The sequence below is a fragment of the Algicella marina genome, from assembly GCF_009931615.1.
In the GTDB taxonomy this organism is placed as follows: Bacteria; Pseudomonadota; Alphaproteobacteria; order Rhodobacterales; family Rhodobacteraceae; genus Algicella; species Algicella marina.
Genome location: NZ_CP046620.1, coordinates 3891398 through 3908061, shown reverse-complemented (window position 1 = coordinate 3908061; position 16664 = coordinate 3891398). Strand labels below are relative to the sequence as shown.

At 64.5% G+C, this 16664-nt stretch carries 17 protein-coding genes; 7 read left to right on the top strand and 10 right to left on the bottom strand.

From position 1 onward, the window contains the following. Nucleotides 1-79 precede the first annotated feature (79 nt). From rplT to GO499_RS19170, 3 genes are all read right to left on the bottom strand, one after another. Nucleotides 80-442, bottom strand: coding sequence for a 50S ribosomal protein L20 (gene rplT / locus GO499_RS19180; protein WP_161863697.1), 363 nt, complete (start codon nucleotides 440-442; stop codon nucleotides 80-82). A gap of 12 nt (nucleotides 443-454) precedes the next feature. After that, nucleotides 455-655, bottom strand: a complete 201-nt coding sequence (rpmI, locus tag GO499_RS19175) for a 50S ribosomal protein L35 (protein ID WP_161863696.1) — start codon at nucleotides 653-655, stop codon at nucleotides 455-457. A gap of 123 nt (nucleotides 656-778) precedes the next feature. Further along, nucleotides 779-1753 carry an EamA family transporter gene (locus tag GO499_RS19170; protein WP_161863695.1) on the bottom strand — a complete coding sequence of 325 codons (975 nt, stop codon included), beginning with the start codon at nucleotides 1751-1753 and terminating at the stop codon, nucleotides 779-781. Nucleotides 1754-1881: 128 nt separating this feature from the next. Here GO499_RS19170 and GO499_RS19165 point away from each other — a divergent pair, with 128 nt between their 5' ends. Continuing rightward, on the top strand, nucleotides 1882-2304 hold the full coding sequence (locus tag GO499_RS19165) for an Lrp/AsnC family transcriptional regulator (protein WP_284155004.1): 423 nt from the start codon (nucleotides 1882-1884) through the stop codon (nucleotides 2302-2304). Nucleotides 2305-2428: 124 nt separating this feature from the next. On the opposite strand, the gene pyk is transcribed toward GO499_RS19165, so the two are convergent. Next, nucleotides 2429-3877, bottom strand: coding sequence for a pyruvate kinase (gene pyk / locus GO499_RS19160; protein WP_161863693.1), 1449 nt, complete (start codon nucleotides 3875-3877; stop codon nucleotides 2429-2431). Nucleotides 3878-4021: 144 nt separating this feature from the next. Between pyk and GO499_RS19155 the strand changes: the two genes are divergently transcribed. The 3 genes from GO499_RS19155 to GO499_RS19145 are packed head-to-tail and all read left to right on the top strand — an operon-like array spanning nucleotide 4022 to nucleotide 6284. Next, a complete protein-coding gene (locus GO499_RS19155) occupies nucleotides 4022-4813 on the top strand; it encodes an N-formylglutamate amidohydrolase (protein WP_431309877.1) in 792 nt (263 codons plus the stop codon). Between the two features lie 15 nt (nucleotides 4814-4828). Further along, entirely contained in the window at nucleotides 4829-5125 is a 297-nt protein-coding gene (locus GO499_RS19150) for a DUF1244 domain-containing protein (protein ID WP_161863692.1), read from the top strand. A gap of 10 nt (nucleotides 5126-5135) precedes the next feature. Then, nucleotides 5136-6284, top strand: a complete 1149-nt coding sequence (locus tag GO499_RS19145; protein WP_284154822.1) for an alpha-D-ribose 1-methylphosphonate 5-triphosphate diphosphatase — start codon at nucleotides 5136-5138, stop codon at nucleotides 6282-6284. Nucleotides 6285-6287: 3 nt separating this feature from the next. Here the strand turns inward: GO499_RS19145 and GO499_RS19140 are convergent, their stop codons facing one another. Together GO499_RS19140 and GO499_RS19135 are read right to left on the bottom strand one after the other, a co-directional pair. Next, nucleotides 6288-7013 (bottom strand): SPOR domain-containing protein, encoded by a 726-nt coding sequence (locus GO499_RS19140; protein ID WP_161863690.1) that lies wholly within the window; start codon nucleotides 7011-7013, stop codon nucleotides 6288-6290. Nucleotides 7014-7105: 92 nt separating this feature from the next. Continuing rightward, nucleotides 7106-7960, bottom strand: a complete 855-nt coding sequence (locus tag GO499_RS19135; RefSeq protein WP_161863689.1) for a D-amino-acid transaminase — start codon at nucleotides 7958-7960, stop codon at nucleotides 7106-7108. 234 nt (nucleotides 7961-8194) lie between these two features. On the opposite strand from GO499_RS19135, the gene GO499_RS19130 reads away from it, so the two are divergent. The 3 genes from GO499_RS19130 (at nucleotide 8195) to GO499_RS19120 (ending at nucleotide 11965) form a co-directional block, all read left to right on the top strand. After that, entirely contained in the window at nucleotides 8195-8614 is a 420-nt protein-coding gene (locus tag GO499_RS19130) for a hypothetical protein (RefSeq protein WP_161863688.1), read from the top strand. Then, nucleotides 8611-9288, top strand: coding sequence for an HTTM domain-containing protein (locus GO499_RS19125; RefSeq protein WP_161863687.1), 678 nt, complete (start codon nucleotides 8611-8613; stop codon nucleotides 9286-9288). The genes GO499_RS19130 and GO499_RS19125 overlap by 4 nt, the downstream gene beginning before the upstream one ends. A 136-nt stretch (nucleotides 9289-9424) precedes the next feature. After that, nucleotides 9425-11965 (top strand): GcvT family protein, encoded by a 2541-nt coding sequence (locus GO499_RS19120; protein WP_161863686.1) that lies wholly within the window; start codon nucleotides 9425-9427, stop codon nucleotides 11963-11965. A 117-nt stretch (nucleotides 11966-12082) separates the two neighbouring features. On the opposite strand, the gene GO499_RS19115 is transcribed toward GO499_RS19120, so the two are convergent. From GO499_RS19115 to speB, 4 genes are all read right to left on the bottom strand, one after another. Further along, the gene (locus GO499_RS19115) at nucleotides 12083-12895 is read right to left on the bottom strand and encodes an alpha/beta hydrolase (RefSeq protein WP_348520792.1); all 813 of its coding nucleotides are present in this window, start codon (nucleotides 12893-12895) and stop codon (nucleotides 12083-12085) included. 33 nt (nucleotides 12896-12928) lie between these two features. Beyond that, complete coding sequence (locus GO499_RS19110) at nucleotides 12929-14236, bottom strand: NAD(P)/FAD-dependent oxidoreductase (protein WP_161863685.1); 1308 nt, start codon at nucleotides 14234-14236, stop codon at nucleotides 12929-12931. Then, on the bottom strand, nucleotides 14236-15597 hold the full coding sequence (locus GO499_RS19105; RefSeq protein ID WP_161863684.1) for a glutamine synthetase family protein: 1362 nt from the start codon (nucleotides 15595-15597) through the stop codon (nucleotides 14236-14238). The genes GO499_RS19110 and GO499_RS19105 overlap by 1 nt, the downstream gene beginning before the upstream one ends. 77 nt (nucleotides 15598-15674) lie before the next feature. After that, nucleotides 15675-16643, bottom strand: a complete 969-nt coding sequence (gene speB, locus GO499_RS19100) for an agmatinase (protein ID WP_161863683.1) — start codon at nucleotides 16641-16643, stop codon at nucleotides 15675-15677. Nucleotides 16644-16664 lie beyond the last annotated feature (21 nt).

Here is a 16664-nt window from a genome sequence, read left to right as displayed (position 1 = left end):
TCATCTACTCGTGAAAATTGGCAAAGAAAAGGCCAGCCGCGCAAGACGGGCTGGCCTCGTGTTTGCTGAACGCGTCAGGTCAGGCGAGCGCCTGCTTTGCCTGATCCACGATAGCGGCGAAAGCTTCCGGCTCATGCACGGCCAGATCGGCGAGAACCTTGCGGTCCACTTCGATACCGGCAAGGCTGAGGCCGTTGATGAACTTGGAATAGTTCAGGCTCTCGTCATGTGCCCGGACACCGGCGTTGATGCGCTGGATCCAAAGGGCGCGGAAGTTGCGCTTTTTGGCCGCGCGGTCGCGCGTGGCATACTGCATCGCCTTGTCGACGGCCTGCGTCGCGGTGCGGAAGTTGGATTTGCGCGCGCCGTAGTAGCCTTTGGCTGCCTTGACGACCTTGCGGTGTTTTGCGTGTGCGGCGGCGCCGCCCTTAACTCGAGACATGTCGGATCCTCCTCAGCGGTCGTAGGGCATGTAGCCCTTGACGATCTTTTCATCAGCGGCGGAAAGGGTAGTCGTGCCGCGCGCGCTGCGGATGAACTTGTTCGAACGTTTGATCATTCCGTGCCGCTTGCCCGCCTGGGCCGCCAGCACACGGCCCGTGGCCGTCACCTTGAAGCGCTTCTTGGCGCTCGACTTGGTCTTCATCTTGGGCATTTTCGTCTCCTCGAAGAACGTTGCAGTCAGACACGACTCGGCAGCCCTACCGGCCGGACGCATCAATCGAGCCGCCCTTCTACAGAACCGGGCGAGATTTGCAACGGTGTTTTGTAGCGGCGCTCACTCCGCCGTCGCGGCCCGGCGTCGTGACCGGGCCGCGCCCATTTCGGCCTGTGCGGGCCTGTGAATCGCCACACCGACCATCACGAGCATCACACCGATGCTCTCCAACCGTCCGGGAACCTGCCGTAGCACGATCACACCGATGATCGCGGCCGTGGCCGGCAGCAACGCAAGCAGCAGCGCGAAACTCGCGCGCGGCAGTCGCGCCATGGCAAGCTGATCGCACACATACGGGATGACTGACGAGCAAAGTCCGACGCCGACACCCGCAAGCACCAGTATCGGCGCACCGAACGCCTCCATCGCCTGCACGAATCCGATTGGAATCACGCACACGAAGGCCACCGCCATCGCCGCCCCCAGCCGCTCCACGCCGCCCGATGCCCCACCCTGCGAAAACCGGTGCCCCAGAACGATATACACAACAAAGAGCGCGCCATTCACCACGGCCCAGACCAGCCCCAGCAGATCGGATGTCAAAGCCCCGCTCTCCGCCGCTACCAGCGACGGCACATCGATCAGAAGCGCCACCCCGATGATGGCCAGAAGCAGCGCCGCATAGTTGCGCCCGGTACCCAGCCCCCAGACCGCGATGCCGATAGTCCCGACAAATTCGATCGCCGCCACCAGCGCGATCGGCAACCGGTCGAGCGCGAGATAGAACGAAGTGTTCATTACCGCCAGGCAGGCCCCGAGCATCAGCAGAAGCACTCGCTCGTGCCCGCTGGCAGCCACGAAGGTGCGCCAGGGCCGCGTGACGGGTGCGAACACCAATGCCGCCGTCGCGATACGAAACCACGCGACCCCGAGCACGCCGACAGCCGGAAAGAGCAACACCGCGAAGGCCGGCCCGAGATAGTGAAAGATGGCGGAGACGCCGAACCAGGCGTGCGGCGGCACGGCCTCCGACATGCGCGACATGGAGCCTTGGGCCGGGCCGGGCGCGGGGGAGAGGGGGGCTTGATCTGTCATGGTGCAAAGATGCAAGGTGTAAACGCAAACCGATATGGCCATTCATGATCAAAACACCTGAATCTCATGTGGTATCGAAGGCAAATCAGCGCCGCAGCTTTCGATCTGAGAAAAGCCTCTTGGACGCAATGGATGCCGCCATCCTGCGCGAACTGGCGTCGGATGCCCGGCTTCCACGCGCCGAGCTTGCCCGCCGCGTCGGGCTGTCCGCACCCAGCGTGGCCGATCGGGTACGTCGTCTTGAAGATGTCGGCATCATCGCCGGTTACGGCGCGCACATAGACCCGGCCCGGCTCGGCTACGCTCTCACCGTTCTGATCCGCGCCCGGCCGCTTCCCGGCGAGATGGCGAACATGGTCGAGGCGATCCGCGCGACCCCTCAGATCGTGACCTGCGAGCGTGTTTCCGGTGAAGATTGTTTCGTCGCCCGCGCGCATGTTCGCGATGTCGCGGAAATGGAAGCCGTGATCGACAGGATCATCCCCTTCGGCGCGACGAACTCCTCCATCGTCCAGTCGTCACCCGTGCCGGACCGGCTGGTTCCGCTCTGAAAGAGCATTGTGCTGCCGCGCGAAGGCGCTCGCGCTGCACACGCAACCGAAGCCGCGTGCGCTGACGAAAGTGCAGGATCGCCCGTTGGATGGGCGCTGTGTCAGGAAAGGTCGCGGCGCGGGCCTATTCCGGCCCGCCCTCGAAGATCTTCTTCTCGTCAAGCGGGGCAACGCGCAGAATGTTCGTCGTGCCGGGCGTGTTGAAGGGCACGCCGGCGGTCACGATGATGAAATCGTTCTCATTGCCGAACCCGTCCGCCCGAGCCGTTCTCGCCGCCGATACGACTGCCATCTTGAAGCGTTCCACTTCAGCGGTCACCACGCAGTGCAGGCCCCATGTCAGCGTCAGCCGTCGTGCCGTCGCCGGTTTCGGCGTCAGGGCGATGATCGGCACCCGCGGTTTCTCGCGGCTCATCAGTTGCGCCGTCGTGCCGGAGTGCGTGAAGCAGCAGATCGCCTTCACGTCCGTCGTTTCCGCCACTTCGCGCGCCGCCGCCGTGATTGCGTCCGAGACGCTGGCCTTGGACGGGGTCCGCGATGCCTCGATTACCTGGCCGTAGATCGAATCCGCTTCCACGCTTTCGGCAACGCTGTTCATCATCGCCACGGCCTCAACCGGATAGTCGCCCGCCGCCGATTCCGCTGACAGCATCACCGCGTCCGCCCCTTCGTAGATCGCCTGCGCCACGTCGGAAACCTCGGCCCGTGTCGGCACAGGGCTGGAAATCATGCTTTCCATCATCTGCGTTGCCACGATCACCGGCTTGCCGACGGCCCGGCAACCGCGCACCATCCGCTTCTGCAACGGCGGCAACTGGTGGATCGGCAGTTCCACGCCGAGATCGCCACGCGCGACCATGATCCCGTCACAGGCCGCAAGGATGCTGTCGAAGGCCTTCACCGCCGCCGGCTTCTCCACCTTGACCATCACCGAGGCCCGGCCCTTCACCAGTTCGCGCGCCTCTTCCACGTCCGCCGGCCGCTGAACGAAGCTCAGCGCCAACCAGTCGACGCCGAGGTCGCAGGCAAATTCGAGGTCGATCCTGTCCTTCTCCGTCAGCGCCGCCAGTGGCAGGATCACGTCCGGCACGTTCACGCCCTTGCGGTTGGAAATTTCGCCGCCGACCTCGACGAGGCAGGTCGCATGCTCATCGGAGCGTTCCTGAACCCGCATCCGGATCTTGCCGTCATTGACCAGAAGGGTGGAGCCGACTTCAAGCGCCTCCAGAATTTCAGTGTGCGGCAGCCGCACCCGCGTCGCATCGCCTTCTTCATCCTTCAGATCAAAGGTGAAGCTTGCACCCTCTTCCAGCATCTCGGAGCCGTTCTTGAACGTCGCCACCCGCAGCTTCGGTCCCTGCAGGTCAGCCAGAATGCAGATCGGCCGCTCCAGTTCCATTTCCAGGTCGCGGATAATCGCGTGCCGTTGCCGGATGTCGTCGTGGGTGCCGTGGCTCATATTCAGCCGGAAGACATCCGCCCCGGCGAGGTACAGCGCCTTGATCTGCTCGTATGTACTGGAAGCCGGACCTAGGGTTGCCACGACTTTCACGTTCCGATTGCGCTTCGCCATAATACGTCTCACCTGCTCGAATTTGGGCCTCGCGCCCGTCTATAGACGAGCGAATCGCTATTGTCCGGCAAAAAGACGGTTATTTCCTTTCTTTTTGGCCTCGAAAAGCGCCCAACCACTGCTTTCCGGTGGTGAACGGCGGATATGACCACTAACAATGCCGCCGGATTGAACATGAAGGGCGGCGTCATGGCAGAGTATCGGGCATTCGAGGTAGTGAACGAATTGTCGTCCTCACCCGTGCTGCTGCTCTGCGATCACGCCAGCAACTTCGTGCCACCCACAGTCTCGGGCGGCGATCTCGGCCTCTCGGCGGAGGATATGGCCCGCCACATCGCCTGGGATGTCGGCGCAGCCGCTCTCACCCGCCTTCTTTCCGCGCAACTGGGCGCCGCCGCCATCCTCTCGAATTTTTCTCGGCTGGTTATCGACCCGAACCGCGGCCCGGATGATCCCACACTCCTGATGAAACTCTACGATGGCTCCATTATCCCCGCCAACCGCCACGCCGACGCTGCGGAGTTGGAGCGGCGCAAGGCGCTCTGCCACACCCCCTACCACGATGCCATCACCGCACGTCTCGATGCGATGGAGGCCCGGGGCCAGACGCCACACATCCTCTCCATCCATTCCTTCACCCCGCAACTCCGCGCCCGCCCGCCGCGTCCGTGGCATGTCGGCATCCTCTGGGACAGCGACACCCGCCTCGTCACCCCCCTGCTGGAAGCACTGCGTGACGAGCCCGACATCGTCACCGGCGACAACGAGCCCTATACCGGCCGGTTGGAGGGCGACTGCATGCACCGCCACGGCACGATGCGCGGCCTGCCCCATGTCTTGATCGAAATCCGAAACGACCTCATATCAGGGGAAACCGGCCAGCAGGAATGGGCGGCCCGCCTCACCCGCCTGCTGGCACCCCTGCTGCCTACCTGAAGAAAAGGACATCCCATGGACGCCCAGACACAGCTGGAACTCGAAGCCGCAGCTTTCCGCCGCCTCCGGCAGCACCTTCAGGAGCGCACGGATGTGCAGAACATCGACATGATGAATCTCGCCGGCTTCTGCCGCAACTGCCTCAGCCGCTGGTACCAGGAGGCCGCGAATGAGCGTGGCATCGACATGTCGAAGGAAGAGGGCCGCGAAGCCTTCTACGGCATGCCCTTCGCCGAGTGGAAGGAGAAGTACCAATCCGATGCCACCGACGCGCAGAAGGCTGCCTTCGAAGTCTCCCACAAGGATAGCTGAGCCACCGCCCGTGCCCGCCGACTTGCGCCTCGCCGGCGCCGAAATTCTCGCCCCTGATGGCTTTGCCACGGGTGACATCGCCTTTCGCGACGGTCGCCTGTGCGACAGGGTGCATTCCGGCGACAGGGTGATCGACGCCACCGGCCTGATGATCCTGCCCGGCATCGTCGACCTGCACGGCGACGGCTTTGAACGCCACCTAGCCCCCCGTCGCGGTGTCGTCACCGACTTTCGCCGCGCGCTGCGCTGGGTCGAGGCCGAAATCGCGGCCTGCGGCATCACCACCTCGTGGCTGGCGCAGTTCTGGTCGTGGGAAGGTGGCATGCGCGCGCCAGCCTTCGCCGCCCGCGTGGCCGAGGCGGTCGCCGCCTACGAGGCCCGGCTGGACCTGCGGCTGCAACTGCGGCTGGAAACCCACATGGTCGCGGACGGACCGGAAGTGGAGGCATTCGTCAACCGCCACGGTATCGACTATCTGGTCTTCAACGATCATCTTCCGCACACCTACCTCGCCGAAGGCCGCAAGCCGCCGCGCCTCGCCGGCTCCGCGGCCAAGGCCGGCACCTCGCCGGAAAGATACCTCGCAGAGATGAACCGCCTTCACGACCTCGGGGACGAGGTGCCGGCGTTCGTGGCCGCCCTTGCCACCCGTCTCCGATCCCGTGGCCTCCGCCTCGGCTCGCACGACGACACCGACGCGGCCACCCGTCAGAGCTGGAGCCGCATGGGCCTGCAAATTGCCGAATTTCCCGTCACCCGCACCGCCGCCGAAGCCGCCACAGCCGCGGGTGATCCGGTGGTCATGGGCGCACCGAACATCGTCCGCGGCGGCAGCCACAACCGCGGCGGCATCGCCGCCGAACCGCTGATCGCCGATGGACTCGTCACCGCCATCGCGTCCGACTACCACTATCCTTCGACCGCCGACGCCGCCTTCGCCCTCGCCGACAGAGGCACACTGTCACTGCCGAAGGCGTGGGCGCTGGTCTCTTCCAGCCCGGCCGCCACCATGGGGCTGGCGGACAGGGGCCGCATCGCCCCGGGCCTGCGGGCGGACGTGGTGGTGTTGGACACCACCAGCCGCCGGATCCTTGCCACCTTCGCCGCCGGTCGCCCCGTTCACCTGACAGGCCGCCTTGCCGAGGCGCTCATTGGCTGATCGTCAGGTCTCGCAGACAGGCACGCCGTCGTCACGCGCGGGCAACAGGTCCCGGCACCACAGGGCATAGGCGCGAATATAACTCCCCGGTTGCGTCGCATCGGTCACCACTGGTAGCGCCGCATTCGCCTCCGACTGGGTATCGAACTCCGCGATCAGCCGAAAAAATCCCTCTCTCTCCACTATCTTCATATCGAACGGCAGCTTCGCCAGCCGCCGCAACTCGTACTGCGCCTGCGCCAGCGTCTTGTCCGCCCCGGCCACCACGATCCAACTGCCACGCCACGGTTCATAAGTCACCTTCTCCACCGTTTCCGCCTCCGGCGCGATCACCGCTCCCGAAACCGTGTCCTCTTCGCCGCCCTGCGGCGCACCCTCGACCGCCGCTTCCGCCGGCGGCTCCATCTCCAGTCCGGCCAGTGTCAGGATTTCTGCCCGTTCGGTCTCGCTGCACGCACCGTCCAGCAGGCATGTCAGCTTTTCCCGCAGATCAAGCAGCCGCTCGTCCGTCGCCTCCAGGTCGCTGGCCACCTCGTCGAATTTGGATCGGACCGAAACCCCCAGAAAGCCCGTCAACTCCACTCCGGCGCCGTCCATCGTCTTCAGCCGGTTGACGATGAACCCCGTGGTCTGCGCCGGCAGGAACACCAACCCGAGGATAAGCGCCGCCAACGCCCCGGTCGTGAACAGTGTCAGGACCGCCTTGGCATTCTCAAGAAATGTCTTCATCAAATCCACGCCCCCAAAGCACCCCCCCGATGCAGGCAGGATACCACGCGGCGTCGTGGCCGCGAAATGCGCAGCGTCACACTTGCAAGCTTTCAGGTAGCAGCCTTCAGGCTCTCCTCGATGTAGATGTCCCGCAACCGTCGTGCCACCGGCCCGGGCGTGCCATCCCCGATCGCCGTACCGTCGATTTCCACCACCGGCGTCACGAAAGAGGAAGCCGAGGTCACGAATGCCTCCGCCGCCGCCCGCGCCTCCTCGACGGTAAAGGCCCGCTCCTCGACCTTGACCTGCGCCTCGCGGGCGAAGCGCAGCACCGCCGCGCGTGTGATCCCATGCAGGATGTCGCTCGACAGATCGCGTGTCACCACTGTGCCCTCAGCCGTAACGATGCAGGCATTGTTAGAGGTGCCTTCGGTCACCACCCCGTCCTCCTGCATCCACGCATCGTCAACCCCGGCCGTCTTCGCCGCCATCTTGCACATCGACGGCGCCAGCAACTGCACCGTCTTGATATCCCGCCGCGCCCAGCGGATGTCCGGCACGGTGATGACGCGAATGCCATTTCGCGCGCCGGCAGTATCCCGCAGCGGCCTGGCCTGCGTGAATAGCACCAGCGAAGGCTCGGCCCCCTCGGGATAGGTAAAATCCCGGTCGGCCGCCCCGCGGGTGACCTGCATGTAAATCATGCCCTCTTCCAGCGCATTGCGCGCGATCATCTCCCGGTGGATCGCCTCCAGCTCCGCCTCCCCGGCCGGGGCGTCCATCTCCAGTTCCGCCAGCGACCGCCGCAGCCGCGCCATATGCGCCGCGAAATCGATCATCCGCCCCGCCAGCACCGAGGTCACCTCATAGACACCGTCGGCCATCAGGAAGCCGCGGTCGAACACGGAAATCTTCGCCTCCGCCTCCGGCACATAATCCCCGTTCACGTAAACGATCCGGCTCATCGCAGTCTCCATCCTGTCGCGGGCCGCCATGGCGCCTCCCGCCCCTTCATCTGTACCCGTCCTGTCCACGCCGGGGGCCCGGCACGAACGGGTTCAGTGTCGGCGTATTTGCGCAAAGATGAAAGACACGATGCGCCGCCGGGATACTCATGACGCCCGAAAATCCGCCATGCCGCCGCTCCTGCTGCATACGGGGCAACCTTTGGTTAAGCATGATCCACCACGCTCCATTCCATGCGCCGCATCATTCGCCTGCTACTTCCCGTCCTCCTGCCCTCCTGGCGCTTCTTTCCCGAAGTCGGCCCCAGCCCCCGGATAGAGTATCGCCTGCTGGAACATGGCCGAACCGGCGAATGGCAGCCGGCCTGGCAACGCCCGGGCCGCCTCGGCCCGGCAGCGATGCTCCGGCGGCTGTTCTGGAACCCGGACCGCAACGCCTGCCTCTACGCCACCGCCTGCGCGGAGCGGTTGGCCCTCGACCCATCGCAACACGCCATCGACGAAATCAACCGCTGGCTTGCAGCCTGCCTGCACGCCGGCAGCGCCACGCGGATGCAGTTCCGGCTGGTGTTCCTGGTCCGCGACCCCGATGGCGAGGAACGGCGCACGATCCACGAAAGCGCCCCGATCCTTCTTGCAGCCGTCCACCCATGACAGCCGCCGAAGCCCTGCGCTGGACGGAGATGCTGCTCGCCATCGCCCTGTTGCAGCGCGCGGCAGAACACGTCGCCACGGGCCACCACCGCCTGTTCCTGCCCCAGATCGCACTCGCCGTCTGCCTGCTTACAGGCACCTTTCCCGCCGCGGCCCTCATTGGCCTGTGGCTCGTCTGCCTTATCCAACTCCACCGCTTCGACGGCCCCTACAATGGCGGTGCCGACAAGATGGTGATGCTCGTCCTCACCTGCGCCGGCCTGGCGCACCTCGCTCCGGATCCCTACTGGCAGGACATGGCGCTGGCCTATCTCGCCGTGCAACTGCTGCTCTCCTATTTCGTGTCCGGCTGGGTCAAGGTCGTCCGGGCCGCCTGGCGCTCCGGCCGCGCCCTGCGCGATGTCTTCGCCTACTCCGCCTACCCGGCCAGCGAAGCGATGCGCGCACTGGCGCACCGACCCCGAACCCTGGTTCTGGCAAGCTGGGCCGTCATCGCCTTCGAACTTCTGTTTCCCCTCGCCCTCTTCCACCAGTTCACCCTCATGGCCGCCCTCGCCATCGGTGCGGTTTTCCACCTCGCCAACGCCTTCTGCCTCGGCCTCAACCGCTTCTTCTGGGCATGGATCAGTGCGTATCCCGCCCTCATCTGGTTTCAATCCCGCCTGTTCGGTTGAGGCACCTCCACGCCATCGCCTTGGGAAGATGCGGATTTCTCCGCCGCGACGTCGCAAACAGGCCCTCAGCGGTCTTTGACGGGTTGAAGCCTCGGTCCACCCGTGGCGTCATGACGGTAACCAGAGGGAGGATGCCATGAAGTCCACTGCGCGGGTCGTCGTCATCGGGGGCGGGGTTGTCGGCTGTTCGGTGCTCTACCACCTTGCGCGGGCAGGTTGGACGGATGTGCTGCTGGTCGAACGCTCGGAGTTGACATCCGGCTCCTCCTGGCACGCGGCAGGCGGATTTCACACCCTGAACGGCGATCCCAACGTCGCCAAGCTTCAGGCCTATACCGTGGGCCTTTACAAGGAACTCGAAGAAGCCTCCGGCATGTCCTGTGGCCTGCATCTGACGGGCGGGTTTCAGGTCGCCGACACGCCGGAGCGGATGGATTTCCTGCGCGCCGCCCACGCCAAGGGCCGGATCATGGGGATGGATACGGAACTGGTCAGCGCCTCCGAGGCGAAGGCCATGTTCCCGATGCTCGACGACAGCCATTTCGTCGGTGCCCTCTGGGATCCGGTCGAAGGCCATCTCGATCCTTCCGGCACCACCCACGCCTACGCGAAGGCGGCCCGCAACCTCGGGGCGGAAATCAGCCTGCGCAACCCGGTAACGGAGATCCATCAGGATGCCGACGGAACGTGGAACGTGGTCACCAAGGAAGGCACGATCCGCTGCGAGCACGTGGTCAATGCTGGCGGCCTCTGGGCGCGGGAGGTCGGGCGGATGGTCGGGCTGGAACTTCCGCTGCTGGCGATGGAACACCACTATCTGCTGACGGAGGACATGCCCGAAGTCATCGCCTACAATCAGGAATTCGGCCGGGAGGTCTGCCACATCATCGACTTCAAGGGCGAGATATATACCCGGCAGGAGCGGAACGGCCTGCTTGTCGGCACCTATGAGAAGGCGGCAACGCCGTGGAGTCCGGTGACGACACCATGGGAGTTCGGGCATGAACTTCTCGAACCGGCGCTCGACCGGATCGCGCCCAGTCTCGAGATCGGCTTCCGCCATTTCCCGGCACTGGAAAACACCGGCATCAAGCAGATGATCAACGGCCCGTTCACCTTCGCACCCGACGGAAACCCGCTGGTGGGCCCGGTGCAGGGTCTCACGAATTTCTGGAGCGCCTGCGCCGTCATGGCCGGGTTCTCCCAGGGTGGCGGCGTCGGCCTCGTCCTCGCCAACTGGATGACGGAAGGCGACCCCGGCTTCGATGTCTTCGGCATGGACGTTGCGCGCTACGGCGAGTGGACGACGCTCAAGTATACCAACGCCAAGGTACGGGAAAACTACTCCAACCGTTTCTCGATCCGCTTCCCGAACGAGGAACGGCCCGCCGGGCGGCCGCACCAGACGACACCCCTCTACGACATCATGGTCCGCGACAACCACGCGGTGATGGGCGTGACATGGGGGCTGGAGGTGCCGCTGTGGTTCGCGCCGTCAGCCGAAGAGGCGCATGACGTGCTGTCGTTCCACCGCTCCAACGATTTTGAGCATGTCGGCGCCGAGGTACGGGCCGTACGGGAAAGCGTCGGCATATCCGAAATCGCCAATTTCGCGAAATACGAGGTGAGCGGACCGGGTGCCGAGGCATTCCTCGACCGGCTGATGACCAACCGCATGCCAAAGGATGGCCGGATCACCCTGTCACCGATGCTCAACGACAACGGCAAACTGATCGGCGACTTCACCATCGCCAAGGCAGGGTCGGAACGGTTCATGATCTGGGGATCATCGGGGGCTCAGATCTACCACATGCGCTGGTTCGAACAGCACAAGCCCGACACCGTGCGGATAGAACGTCTCGGACAGCGCCTCGTCGGCCTTACCATTGCCGGGCCGAAGTCACGGGACGTGTTCGCCAAACTGGTAACGGAAGACGTCAGCCGCGAGGCCTTCCCTTTCATGTCCTACCGCGAACTGGATGTCGCAGGCTGTCCGGCCCGCGTGAACCGCATCAGCTACACCGGCGATCTCGGTTACGAGATCTGGATGGAGCCATGTTACCAGCGCGCGATCTACCTCGCGGTCAAGGAAGCGGGGGCGGAATTCGCCATCCGCGATTTCGGTATGCGGGCGCTCTTGTCGATGCGTCTCGAAAAGAACTTCCCCACGTGGTTCGCCGAACTGCGCCCCGTCTATGGCCCGTTCGAAGGCGGGATGGACCGTTTCGTCAAACTCGACAAGGGTGATTTCATTGGCCGCGCGGCAGCGGCTGTCGAAAGGGACGCCGGCCCACGCCTCAAACGGGTTTCCTTCATGATCGATGCCGACACCGCCGATGTCATGGCCGACGAACCCGTCTGGGCGAGAACCGCCACCGACCACGGCACCATCACGCCGACGCACGAGACGACGGTGAAGCGCTACGACGCGCAGGGCGCGGAACAGCCGCGAACCGAGAAGCAGGTGGACGGTGACTGGCGCGTCGTCGGCTGGGTCACATCCGGCGGCTACGCCCACGGAGTTGGCGCCTCAATGGCGCAGGGTTACGTCCCGGCGGCACTGGCAGACAATGCTGCCGAAGGCATGTTCGAGATCGAGATTCTCGGGAGGCGCTACCCGGCACGCATCGCCGTCGAGCCGCCTTTCGATCCCGAAGGTACCCGCATGCGCGCCTGAGACATCCTCAGCCAGTCGCCCGTTGCTTTTGCCGATGGCGGGCGGCAGTGGAAATGCGATTCCCGACAGGAACCGTCGCAATACCAAACCCATACCGAACCCATACTAAAACTATATTCACCCCAGCACCGCCTGCATCAGTGGCGAGTCCGCCTCCCGCAGCCCGTCGATCACGTCGAAATGGTGTCGCCCGGCATCCTTCACTTGCGCCATTTCCGCGCCCAGCCCCGTCCAGATATTGGCCAGAAGGGTTGTCTGTCGCACGAATTCCGGTCGCTCGTCCGCGCCCACCCACGCCATCACCCGCACGTCTTCCAGTGGTTCGCGAAGCACCGGGCTCTCGGCCCGCGATTCTGCCGCGTCCAACCGCAAATCGGCATTCATCGCCAGCCGCAGCATCGGCCGCAAATCATGCACCCCGCTGATCGAGGTAACCCGCTCCAATCGCTCAAGAACATCCTCCGACAGGCAAGAGTCACGGCAGACCAGCCGTGTCACCAGATGGCCGCCGGCCGAGTGTCCGGCCAGCCGTACCGGCCCCTGCACCAGTCCGGCCGCAGCCTCTACTGCCGCCGTAACTTCTTGCGTTATCTGGGAAATCCGCGCTTCCGGCGCCAGTGTATAGCTCGGCATCGCCACAGCCCATCCCGACGCCAGCGCCCCTTCAGCAAAGTGGGACCAGTTGGATTTATCGAACATCCGCCAGTACCCGCCATGCACGAACACCAGCAATCCCAGGTGCTGGCCCTCCGGTCGGAACAGGTCCATCACTTGCCGGGGCTTCTCACCATAGGCAAGGTCGAGTTCCGCCCTCTCGCCCAGGGCCGCGCGAAATGCCGCCGCCTCTTCCGGCCACCGTCGAACGAAGTCATCGGCCCCCGGAATGTGGTCCCGGTTGGCATAGGCGTCATCCCAATCCCGTATCAACACCACTTTCCCTCCAACTGCTGGCCATCTTGCCGCTCAAACGCCCAGCCTGTCGCGCAGCGCATACCAGCTCATCGCCAGCACCAGCAACGGATGCCGCAGTGCGCCACCGCCGGGAAATGCTATATGTTTCAGAGACTTGAGTGTATCGAAACGCTCCGCCTGCCCCGCCACCCGTTCCGCCAGCACCTTGCCGGCGAGCGAGGTCATCGCCACCCCCTGCCCCGAGTATCCCCCGGCAGTAAACCGCGTCGGCCCCAGGGCGTCGAAGTAAGGCATGCGGCTGGCAGTGATGCCCAGCGTCCCGCCCCACGCATAGTCGATCGCCACCTTCTTCAGCTGCGGATAGACCGCCTCCATCCGCGGCCGCACCAGCCCCGGAATGTCACGCGGGAAGCGGTAGGAATAGGTCTCGCCACCGCCGAACAACATCCGCCGGTCCGCTGACAGACGGTAGTAGTTGACCACGAACTGGCTGTCGGCCACGCAGACGTCACGCGCGATCAGTTCCTGCGCCAGCGCCTCGTCCAGCGGCTCGGTCGCGGCAATGAAATTGTTGATCGGCATCACCCGAGCCGACACTTTCGGCTCCAGATCACCCATATAGCCGTTACAGGCATAGATCACGAAATCACAGGTTACATGGCCGCCCGCCGTCTCCACCCGATGCGGCGCGGCCTCGCTGACTCGCAGTACCCGGCTTTCCTCGAATATCTGCACCCCGGCCGCCAGTGCCGCCGACGCCAGCCCCAACGCATAGTTCAGCGGATGCAGATGCCCGGCCCCCATGTCGAGAAAGCCACCCTGGTACGCTTCCGTACCCAGTTCCTGCCGGATGGCCTCGCGGTCCAGAAGCGTAACCTCGTCGTAGTCGTAAACGTCACGGCAGTGCTCGGCATAGGCATGGGCATCCGCTACATTGCGCGCCTGCATCTCGCCGTGAATGGCTCCGCGCTTCAGATCGCAGGCGATATCATGCTGCGCCACGCGGCCGCGCAGCACCGCCTTGGCTTCCTCGGCGAACTCCCACAAGTGGCGGCCCATCTCCGGCCCATAGGTCTTCTCCAGGTCGCGGATGTCCTGTCGCGGACCGGTGGCAATCTGGCCACCGTTTCGCCCCGAGGCGCCAAAGCCGGCGCGGCTCGCCTCAAGCACCGCAACCGAATAGCCCTTCTCGGCCAGGTGCAGAGCCGCAGACAGGCCGGTGAAGCCCGCGCCGATGACACAAACATCCGCCCGCACCTCGCCGCCCAGCGCCGGCTGGTGCGGAAACGGATTGGCTGTGGCAGCATAATAGCTCGGCGGATATTCCCCCGGTCGGTCATTCGCTGTCAGCAGATCCATCAGACGTTCAGCAGGAGATGCTCCCGCTCCCATGGGCTGATGACCGCCAGAAAGCTCTCGGCCTCGTTGCGCTTCAGTGCCTTGTAGACATCGCAAAACTGCCGGCCGAGAGTCTCCGTCACCGCATCCTCTGCCTCGAACGCGTCCAAAGCTTCCAGCAAACCCCGTGGCAGGGCGTAGTCGTAGTCATACGCCTCGCGCGTCACCGCAGCCCGCGGCTCCATACCCTGCTTCATGCCCAGATAGCCGCATGCCAACGATGCCGCGAGCGCGAGGTACGGGTTGGCATCCATGCCGACGATCCGGTTCTCGACCCGCCGCGCCTCGGGGCTCGAGACGGGGATGCGCAGCCCGGTTGTGCGATTGTCCGGCCCCCATTCGAGATTGATCGGCGCGGAGCCGGAAGCAACGTAGCGGCGATAGGAATTCACGTAAGGCGCCAGCATCGGAATCACGTTCGGGAGATAAGTCTGCAGCCCCGCCAGGAATCCCGCAAACAGCGGCGTTTCCGATCCGCCTTCGCCGGTGAAGACATTCTTGCCTGTCTTTGCATCGACCACCGATTGGTGAATATGCATCGCCGACCCCGGCTCATGCTGCATCGGCTTGGCCATGAAGGTGGCGAAACAGCCCTGACGCAAGGCGGCCTCGCGGATGGTCCGTTTGAAGAAGAACACCTGGTCGGCCAACGCTAGCGGATCGCCATGGATGAAGTTGATCTCGATCTGCCCGGCGCCGCCCTCCTGTATGATGGTGTCCAGTTCGAAGCCCTGCGCCTCGGCAAAATCGTAGATGTCGTCGATCACCGGCCCATATTCATCGACCGCAGACATCGAATACGCCTGCCGTGAGGCAACCACCCGCCCGGTCCGCCCCATCGGCGGTTCGATCGGCATGTCCGGGTCGGTGTTCGGCTTGGTCAGGTAAAATTCCATTTCCGGCGCGACGACCGGTCGCCAGCCCTCCGCCTCGTAGAGTGACAGCACCCGTTTCAGCACGTTTCGCGGTGCGATCGGCACCGGGTTGCCGGCCAGATCGCGAATGTCGTGGATCACCTGCACCGTGACATCGTCGGCCCACGGGCTGGACGTGGCGCAGGCCATCTCCGCCGTCAGCACCATGTCACTCTCGATCCACTGGTTGGCGATATCCATGTCGACATACTGGCCGTCAATCGTCTGGTAAAAGATCGACATCGGCAGAAACATCCGCTCCCCGCGCGAGAACTTGGCCGACGGCATGGCCTTGCCGCGACTGATGCCCGCTATATCGGCAATCACGCATTCCACCTCTTCCACGCGTCGGCCATCCAGCCACTGCCGCACGTCATCGGGCAGATTTGTCGTCCAGTCGTCAGTCATGTTTCACCTGTTTGCTCGCCGGCACAGGCTGTCAGATTTAAATGCCTTCGGCGAGGATATTTTTCGAAGATGAAGGGTCAGAGCCGGCCCACCACCGTGCGTTCGGCACCACGCGCCTCCGCCAGCAGGCAGAGCCAGTCATGGGCGACGGTGGCCGCCGCCAGCGCTGTGATCTCGGCATGGTCATAGGGCGGCGATACCTCGACGACATCCATGCCGACAAGGTTCAGGCCACCCAGGCCACGGATGATCTCCAGCGCCTGCCAGCTGGCCAGCCCGCCCGGTACGGGCGTGCCGGTGCCGGGGGCGAAAGCCGGGTCCAGCCCGTCGATGTCGAAGGAGATATAGAGCGGTGCGTTCCCCGCCCGGTCCCTGATGATCTGCAGCGCCGCGTCAATGCCGTTGCGATGCAGCCACGGCGCTGTCAGAATCTCGAAACCGTGGTCGCTGTCGTTGAACGTGCGGAGTCCCAGCTGGGTGGAGCGGGAGGTATCGACGATCCCCTCCGCCACCGCACGGGCGAACATCGTTCCGTGGTCGAGCCGGGTACCATCATCCTCCCACGTGTCGCAATGGGCGTCGACCTGCAGCAACGCCACCGGCCCGTGCTTTGCCGCCACGGCCTTCAGCACCGGGTACGCGACGAAATGATCGCCACCAAGCGACAGCGGCTTCGCCCCGGCATCGAGGATCGCGGCGATATGCGCCTCGATGTCACCCGGTACGCTGGCGGGATGGTGCGGGTCGATCAGGCAATCGCCGTAGTCCACCACGGCCAGGCTTGCAAATGGATCAAAGCCGAATGGAAACGCCTTCAGTTCAGCCAGCTGGACGGAGGCGGCACGGATCGCGCGCGGACCGAGGCGGCAGCCCGGCCGATAGGTGACCGACGCATCGTAGGGCAGGCCGGTGACAGCCACATCCACGCCCGCCAGATCGCGCGAATAGCGCCGCCGCAGGAAGCTGACGGCGCCGCCATAGGTGTTTTCCACCCAGCGCTCGGTGTTGCTATCCGCGCGAAATGCCTGATCGCCCGCCTTGTCCATTTCATTCTCCATAAGCGGCTG